4 protein-coding genes and 4 pseudogenes are annotated in these 7,484 nt (G+C 71.2%); 6 read left to right on the top strand and 2 right to left on the bottom strand.

Features of this window, described 5'->3' with window-relative positions; genetic code table 11:
- The 3 genes and pseudogenes from O3Q52_RS45125 to O3Q52_RS45115 all read left to right on the top strand — a co-directional run.
- Positions 1–514: pseudogene (locus O3Q52_RS45125) on the top strand (hypothetical protein); the annotation flags it as partial.
- Between the two features lie 382 nt (positions 515–896).
- On the top strand, positions 897–1,571 hold the full coding sequence (locus O3Q52_RS45120; RefSeq protein WP_269654306.1) for an RNA polymerase sigma factor: 675 nt from the start codon (positions 897–899) through the stop codon (positions 1,569–1,571).
- Positions 1,571–2,959, top strand: coding sequence for a hypothetical protein (locus O3Q52_RS45115; RefSeq protein ID WP_269654305.1), 1,389 nt, complete (start codon positions 1,571–1,573; stop codon positions 2,957–2,959). The genes O3Q52_RS45120 and O3Q52_RS45115 overlap by 1 nt, the downstream gene beginning before the upstream one ends.
- Positions 2,960–3,179: 220 nt before the next feature.
- Here the strand turns inward: O3Q52_RS45115 and O3Q52_RS45110 are convergent.
- Positions 3,180–3,563, bottom strand: a pseudogene (locus tag O3Q52_RS45110) (L,D-transpeptidase); the annotation flags it as partial.
- 278 nt (positions 3,564–3,841) lie between these two features.
- Between O3Q52_RS45110 and O3Q52_RS45105 the strand changes: the two are divergent.
- Together O3Q52_RS45105 and O3Q52_RS45100 are read left to right on the top strand one after the other, a co-directional pair.
- The gene (locus O3Q52_RS45105; protein ID WP_269654304.1) at positions 3,842–5,422 is read left to right on the top strand and encodes a methylmalonyl-CoA mutase; all 1,581 of its coding nucleotides are present in this window, start codon (positions 3,842–3,844) and stop codon (positions 5,420–5,422) included.
- A gap of 91 nt (positions 5,423–5,513) precedes the next feature.
- The gene (locus O3Q52_RS45100; RefSeq protein WP_269654303.1) at positions 5,514–6,092 is read left to right on the top strand and encodes a Uma2 family endonuclease; all 579 of its coding nucleotides are present in this window, start codon (positions 5,514–5,516) and stop codon (positions 6,090–6,092) included.
- Positions 6,093–6,097: 5 nt separating this feature from the next.
- On the opposite strand, the pseudogene O3Q52_RS45095 reads toward O3Q52_RS45100, so the two are convergent.
- Positions 6,098–6,824, bottom strand: a pseudogene (locus O3Q52_RS45095) (FAD-dependent monooxygenase); the annotation flags it as partial.
- Here O3Q52_RS45095 and O3Q52_RS45090 point away from each other — a divergent pair.
- Positions 6,787–7,399, top strand: a pseudogene (locus tag O3Q52_RS45090) (TetR/AcrR family transcriptional regulator). The pseudogenes O3Q52_RS45095 and O3Q52_RS45090 sit on opposite strands and share 38 nt — an antisense overlap.
- The last annotated feature ends 85 nt before the right edge of the window (positions 7,400–7,484 follow it).

The following is a 7,484-nucleotide window of genomic DNA, read 5'->3' as shown; positions in this document are numbered from 1 at the left end:
GCGGGAGCGGCGGGGCGGTCGGCCGGTGCGGGCGACCCTGGTCGCGCTGGTGGCGAGCCTGACGCTCGGCGGGGTGGCGGTCGCGGCCATCGGCTCGGGGGGCGGCGGAACGCGGGACGAGGGTGTCGCGCGGGGCGGGTCCCTGCCCGCGAGCAGCGCTCCGACCGGCCCGGCCGTCGCCGCGCCGAATCCGTCCGAGCCCGCGCAGGCCGACCGTGGTTTCCGCAGTCCGCCGTCCGCCCGGGACACCGAGGCCCACTGTCGCGCGTACGACTCCGTCAAGAAGCGTGGCAAGGCACTCGACTCGACCGCATGGCAGCGGCTGATACAAGCCGCGGGCGGCGAGGAGAACGTCGAGGAGTACTGCGCCGAGCAGTCGGCCGAGAAGAAGGAAAAGAAGAAGGAGAAGGGGAACGCCGACAAGGACAAGCCGGGCGGATCGCCCAAGGCGTCCAAGACTCCCGGCGTCGACGCCACGAAGAACCCGAAGACTACGAAGAGCCCGAAGAGCTAAGGCCGACTGACCGAGAGCGGCCGACAAAAGGTTGCAAAGCGGGACGAAACCCCAGCCCCGCCGTGCCGATGGCAACGGCCGGAGCCGCCACCCCCCACAGGAGAGGCCCCGGCCGTCGCGCGGCACGGGCCGCGCGGCGGCCCGTACTTGCTTCAGCGTCGGAGGTGCGTTTTGTGTCACACCCCACGCCGTAACGCGTTAGTTGCACGTTGTACGGACATGGACGGGGAACGGTTTCACGCCGTAACGTGCCTTTCGCGCCGGACTGCGGCAGCGCTGAATCCACAAAGGATCCACGACCGCGACCATCGATTGAGCGACCACGATGGTGAGCAACCACGTCCGCGAGAGCGGCGCCGGTTTAGGCGCATGAGGGAGTGCGGTGCTGGGGGACGACGCGGAGCTGACCGCCGCGGTGCTTGCGGCACAGGACGGAGACGAGACCGCGTTCCGGACTGTGTACCGAGCCGTGCATCCACGGCTGCTTGGGTACGTACGGACGCTGGTCGGCGACCCGGACGCGGAGGACGTCACGTCCGAGGCCTGGCTGCAGATCGCCCGTGACATCGAACGGTTCAGCGGCGACGCCGACCGCTTCCGCGGCTGGGCGGCCCGGATCGCCCGCAACCGGGCCCTCGACCACATACGCATGCGCGGCCGTCGCCCCGCGATAGGCGGCGACGAGACAGAGCTCACCGGCCGGGCGGCCGAGTCCGACACCGCCGGTGAAGCCATCGAGGCCCTCGCCACCGGCAGCACCCTCTCCCTCATAGCCCAGCTCCCGCAGGACCAGGCCGAGGCCGTCGTGCTGCGCGTCGTCGTCGGCCTCGACGCGAAGACCGCCGCCGAGACCCTGGGCAAACGGCCGGGCGCCGTCCGCACGGCCGCGCACCGCGGTCTGAAGCGGCTCGCGGAGCTGATCGACGCGGATCCGGAATCGGCCGGATCGCTGAGTTCCGTACCCCCACAAAGACCCCCACACGCAGAACCGCGTACCCGCGCGGTGACGTCCGCCGGTGTGACGCATACGCGTTCGCGGACGCAGAAGGACATGTGATGGCCGACGAGCAGTACAGGTGGCTGGACCGCGAAACGGCGGAGCGGCTGCTGCGCGGCGAGCCGCTGGACGCCGTCGACGCCGACAACCGTGACCAGGCCGAGCGGCTCACCGAGGCGCTCGAAGCCCTCGACGCGCTGGGCATGCAGACCGCCGAACCCACGCCCGCGGATGCCGAACTCCCCGGCGAGGCAGCCGCGTTGGCCGCGTTCCGCAAAGCACGCACCGGCAAGAACGGTGAACAGGCGACCCTCGGCCCGCGCACCCGTACCCGCTCGGCGGCCTCGGCCACAACCGCTTCCTCCGCCGCTTCCTCTGCGGCCTCCCGGATCTCCTCCGACGCGGGCCTGATCCACCTCGGCCGCCCCGCCGAGCGTCGGCGCGTCCCCTCCCGCTGGGGCCGCCCGGTGCGATACGGACTCGCCGCCGCGCTGGCCGCGGGGATGATCGGCGGGGCCGCCATGGCCGCGACCTCCGGCGTCCTGCCGTTCGGCGGAGAGGAACCGGAACCCGGCTCGTCCGCGACGGTCTCCGTCACCCCGGACCGTCCCCTCGTCTCGCCGTCCCCCGAGAAGAAGCCGGGCGGCGGCCCCGACAAGCCTCGGCCCGACAGCAGCGCGGGGGGCCCGACCGGCAAGGATTCGGCCCCGGGCGGAGAGGCACGCGGCGGTACGGACCCGGGCGCACGCCCCGATCCCGGCGACGACCGGCGCGAGGGGCGGACCGTCCGGGGGTGGCGCTGGCTCGCCACGGCCTGCCGCGACTACCGCGACGGCAAGAACCTCGACTCCCAGCGCAGACGCGGTCTGGAGGACGCGGCGAAAGGCTCCGAGCAGGTGAAGAAGTACTGCACGGGCATCCTGAAGAACTGGGACGACCGCGACTCCGGTGACGGCCGGCGCGGCATCGGGTCGGGCCGGGGCGAGTCGGGCCGGAGCGGCTCGGGCTGGAACAACGACCGCGAGGACAGGGACGGCAGGAGCAACGACGACGACGGTGATGAGGACGGGGACGGCTCGCACATAGGCGCGGGCGCGTTCCGGAGCGGCAGCGGCAGCGGCAGCGGTCGCGGCACGGTCCGCCTCGCCGCCGGCGCGGCCGAACCCACGGCCTTCGCCCCCGCCCGGCCCTCGGCGACGCGGACGCCGACACCAGTACGGACAGTGCTCCAGACACCGGGCCAGACGCCGGTTCGGACGCCGATTCGAGCGCTCGCTCCCGATGCCGGCGCCCCGGCGCGGCCCACGCCCGCCGCCACCTCCGCGCTCTCCACGCCGGACCGGTCCACCCCGGCCCGGTCCACGGGATCCAAGCCCCGCTCCACGGAACCCAGGGCATCCGCCCCGCGCACCCAGCGGGCGCTCCCCGCGCTCTCTTCATCCTCCTGAACCGCCGCCCGACCTGGGCTTTCCCACCGCTGCCCGGCCGCCGTCGGCCGGGTGTGACGTTTTCAGCCGCCCTGACGCAGTAGTAAGCGAGCCGACTGGTCATCGGCTGTCGCACGAGCCGGGGTTCCCCCCGTACCCACGGCTCAGTGCACAGTGGCGCGGGCGGGACACGTTCCCCCGGTCCCGCCCGCGCCCACGCACTCCTCCCGCCGCCGGTTCCTCACCAGTAGACGACGACCTTGTCGCCGTTCCTCACCTGGGAGAACAGCGCCGCGATCTTCCCTTCGTCCCGTACGTTCACGCAGCCGTGCGAGGCCCCGTAGTAGCCCGTCGCCGCGAAGTCCGAGGAGTAGTGGACGGCCTGGCCGCCGCTGAAGAACATCGCGTACGGCATGGGTGAGTCGTAGATCGTCGACACATGGTGGCGCGACTTGAAGTAGACGTTGAAGACACCTTCCCGGGTCGGCGTGTACTGCGAGCCGAAGCGCACGTCCATCGTCGAGACCGTGCGGCCGTCGATCATCCAGCGGAGGGTGCGGCTCGTCTTGCTGATGCACAGCACCCGGCCGGTCAGACAGCGCGGGTCCGGCGTCGCGGCCGGCCGGTGCCTTCCCGGCGGGTGTCTGTCCGCCGGTGGTCCCTTCGGCGGGCGCGCCGACGGTCTGGATGGTGCATCCGCTCACCGCGACGAGCGCCGCCACCGTCGTCGCCACCGCGCCTGTTCGCCACATGACCGGAATACGCATCCGAACCCCCCGTTGCTCACCGACCCCCTGTGGCGCGTCGTGTCCCCTGAGATGTTTCCCGCGCGTGCCTGGTTGCGAACTACGCGGCATTGTTGAGGGCACAGGCCCGTCCCCGGTCCAGTGGGAGGCAGACATCATGGCGCGCGAGTCGGAGTCCGGACTGCCCATCGAGCCGGTCTACGGGCCGGATGCCCTGGAGGGCTGGGACCCGGCGGAGAAACTGGGCGAACCCGGTGCGTATCCCTTCACGCGGGGCGTCTACCCGTCGATGTACACCGGGCGGCCGTGGACCATGCGGCAGTACGCCGGGTTCGGTACGGCCGTCGAGTCCAACGCCCGTTACCAGCAGCTGATCGCGAACGGTACGACGGGCCTGTCGGTGGCCTTCGACCTGCCCACCCAGATGGGTCATGATTCCGATGCCCCGATCGCGCACGGCGAGGTCGGCAAGGTCGGGGTGGCGATCGACTCGGTCGAGGACATGCGGGTGCTCTTCGACGGGATCCCGCTGGACCAGGTGTCGACGTCCATGACGATCAACGCCCCTGCCGCGCTTCTGCTACTGATGTACCAGCTGGTCGGCGAGGAGCAGGGCGTGCCGGCCGACCGGCTCACCGGCACGGTCCAGAACGACGTGCTGAAGGAGTACATCGCGCGCGGCACGTACATCTTCCCGCCCAAGCCGTCGCTGCGGCTGATCGCGGACATCTTCAAGTACTGCCGGGCCGAGATCCCGCGCTGGAACACCATCTCGATCTCCGGCTATCACATGGCGGAGGCGGGTGCCTCGCCCGCGCAGGAGATCGCGTTCACTCTCGCCGACGGCATCGAGTACGTGCGCACGGCGGTGGCGGCGGGCATGGACGTGGACGACTTCGCGCCCCGGCTGTCGTTCTTCTTCGTGGCCCGTACGACGCTGCTGGAGGAGGTCGCCAAGTTCCGGGCGGCGCGCCGGATCTGGGCGCGGGTGATGCGCGAGGAGTTCGGGGCGCGGAACCCCAAGTCGCTGATGCTGCGCTTCCACACGCAGACGGCCGGGGTGCAGCTGACCGCGCAGCAGCCGGAGGTGAACCTGGTGAGGGTGGCGGTGCAGGGCCTGGCCGCCGTCCTCGGCGGCACCCAGTCGCTGCACACGAACTCGTTCGACGAGGCGATCGCCCTGCCGACGGACAAGAGCGCGCGCCTGGCGTTGCGCACCCAGCAGGTTCTCGCGTACGAGACGGACGTGACCGCGACCGTCGACCCGTTCGCGGGCTCGTACGTGATCGAGAGGATGACCGACGACGTCGAGGCGGCCGCGGTCGACCTGATGGAGCGGGTCGAGGACCTGGGCGGCGCGGTCGGCGCCATCGAGCACGGCTTCCAGAAGGGGGAGATCGAGCGCAGCGCGTACCGCATCGCACAGGAGACCGACTCCGGCGAGCGGGTCGTGGTCGGCGTCAACCGGTACCAGCTCGACGCGGAGGACCCGTACGAGCCGCTGCGCGTCGACCCGGCGATCGAGGCCCAGCAGGCCGAACGGCTCGCGAGGCTGAGGGGCGAGCGCGACCAGCCGGCGGTGGACGCGGCCCTCGCCGCCCTGAAGAAGGCCGCCGAGGGCGAGGACAACGTCCTGTACCCGATGAAGGACGCGCTGCGGGCCCGGGCGACGGTGGGGGAGGTGTGCGGTGCGCTGCGGGAGGTGTGGGGGACCTACGTGCCGACGGATGCCTTCTGACCTGGGCGATTACTCCGTACGAGTGATCGAGGGCGGAAATCGCCCGCCCCCGGTTACGCTCATGGAGAGTACCCCCGAAAAGGAGGATGCCGTGGCTGTACTGCAACACGAGCTGACGTTGGGCGAAGCCGCCGACCTGCTCTCCCGTGCACTGCCTGGGCACCGCGTGGAGATTCTCCAGGGGAGGCTCACTGTGACACCGCCGCCGGACGGCTCGCATGCTCTGTCTTTGTCTTGGCTGGTCGTAGCGTTTGATGGGGCAGGGGCGCGGAAGGTCGGGCTCAGATACGTCCAGGGCATCGGCCTCTGGCTGCCGGCGCTGCCCGACGACTATGCGATCCCCGACTTCTCCGTCGTCGACGAGGACTTCCGGGACGCCCTCGTCCAGAAGAACTGCTACGCCCCGAACGTCTTCCGTCTGGTCGTGGAGGTAACGTCCTCGAACTGGTCGGACGATCTCGGCCCCAAGGTCGAGAGCTATGCCGAGGCGGGCATCCCGGTCTATATCGTGGCCGACCGCAAACACGACGAGGTACTTCTCTACCAGAACCCGGTCGACGGAAAGTACGACGCACCCCAGCGCTTCAAGCGGGGCCAAAGTGTCCCTGTACCGGAGTCCGTCGGCGTTACCCCCGACCTCTCTGTGGACACTCTCCTCGACGGCGACTGACCGGCCTAGCCAACGCCAACGACACCCATACGCCCCGCGTACTCCGCCAGCCCCTCTGCTGTCTCGCCGCCCAGCCCACGTACCCGTCGGGTCGCACTAGGAACACCCCGGCCCGTACGCCTCGTACGCCGAAATCCGGACCGTGCAGGCCGCGAGTCCGGGCAGGCCGGTGCCCGTGCCCACCGCGGGCAGCGTCCAGTGCGGACCGCGGAACGCGTCGAAGAGGCGTACGCCGCCGCGGGTGCCGTCCGGTGCGCGGTCGCCCGCGTGGAGGGCGTCCTCGGGCAGGTCCTCCCGGGTCTCCCGGGCGAGCGAGGAGCCCCGGTAGCCGAGTCCGAGCTGCTGCGTGGCCGTGCCGCGCCGGACCTCGCCCCGGTGGACGCGGGTGGAGAGACCGAGCATGTGCGCGGCGATCGGCAGCCGCTCCTCCTCGTACGAGTCGAGGAGAGACTCGGGGGCCTCGCCCCGCAGGACGGCCGCGAGCTTCCAGCCGAGGTTGCAGGCGTCCTGGGAGAGGCCGGTCAGCTCCCGGCCGAAGGCCACGCTCCCGCCCAGCTCCTCCAGGCGCGCGAACAGGATCTCCTGCGTGCGCCACTGCGGAACCATCCACGGGACGCCCGCGTAGGGCTCGGCCTCCGTCGCCTCCGTCTCGTCGAACATCCGGTGCTCGCCCTGCCGGGTCCCGTCCTGCCAGATCATCCCGACGGGATACTCGCCGCCCCCAGCCCGGAGGGTGGGCCTGGACGGCCTCAGCCTGCGGGCCATCGCGAAGGAGCTGGACGTCAAGGCGCCCGCTCTGTACTGGCACTTCAAGGACAAACAGGCGCTGCTCGACGAGATGGCGACCGAGATGTACCGCCGGATGATCGCCGGCACCGTCCTCGACCCGGACGACACCTGGCAGGAGCGGCTGCGCAAGGCCAACCGGGGGCTGCGGGCCTCGCTGCTCGGCCACCGCGACGGCGCGAAGGTGTTCAGCGGCTCACGCTTCACCGGCATCGAGCACGCCGAGCAGATGGAGGAGAGGCCTGCGGCTGTTCACGGCCGCCGGCTTCACCCTCGCCCAGGCGGTCCGCGCGACCTCGACGACGTACCTCTACACCCTCGGGTTCGTCACCGAGGAACAGGGCGTCGAGCCGCTGCCCGGCGAGCGCCGCGAGGGCTACGACGTGGACGAACGCGCCCGCCTGATGGCCGACTGTCCCTTGTCGGCCCAGGCGGGCGCGGAAATCTTCGAGAACTACGACCGGCACTTCGAGGAGGGTCTGGAACTGGTGATCGCGGGGGTCGAGGCGCGGCTGGGGTGAGGCGAGGGAGGTGAAGGGCGGCCCGGCGTGTCGGCGCGGGCCGGGCCGCCCGGGTTGCGGTGCGTGTCCCGGACTCCCCGGGCTC

This window comes from Streptomyces sp. ActVer (assembly GCF_027270795.1).
In the GTDB taxonomy this organism is placed as follows: domain Bacteria; phylum Actinomycetota; class Actinomycetes; order Streptomycetales; family Streptomycetaceae; genus Streptomyces; species Streptomyces umbrinus_A.
This window is presented reverse-complemented; position numbering and strand designations above follow the sequence as displayed.

Coding starts and splice junctions, on each gene's coding strand:
- O3Q52_RS45105 (WP_269654304.1), top strand. CDS start 3,842: ATGGCGCGCGAGTCGGAGTCCGGACTGCCCATCGAGCCGGTCTACGGG.
- O3Q52_RS45115 (WP_269654305.1), top strand. CDS start 1,571: ATGGCCGACGAGCAGTACAGGTGGCTGGACCGCGAAACGGCGGAGCGG.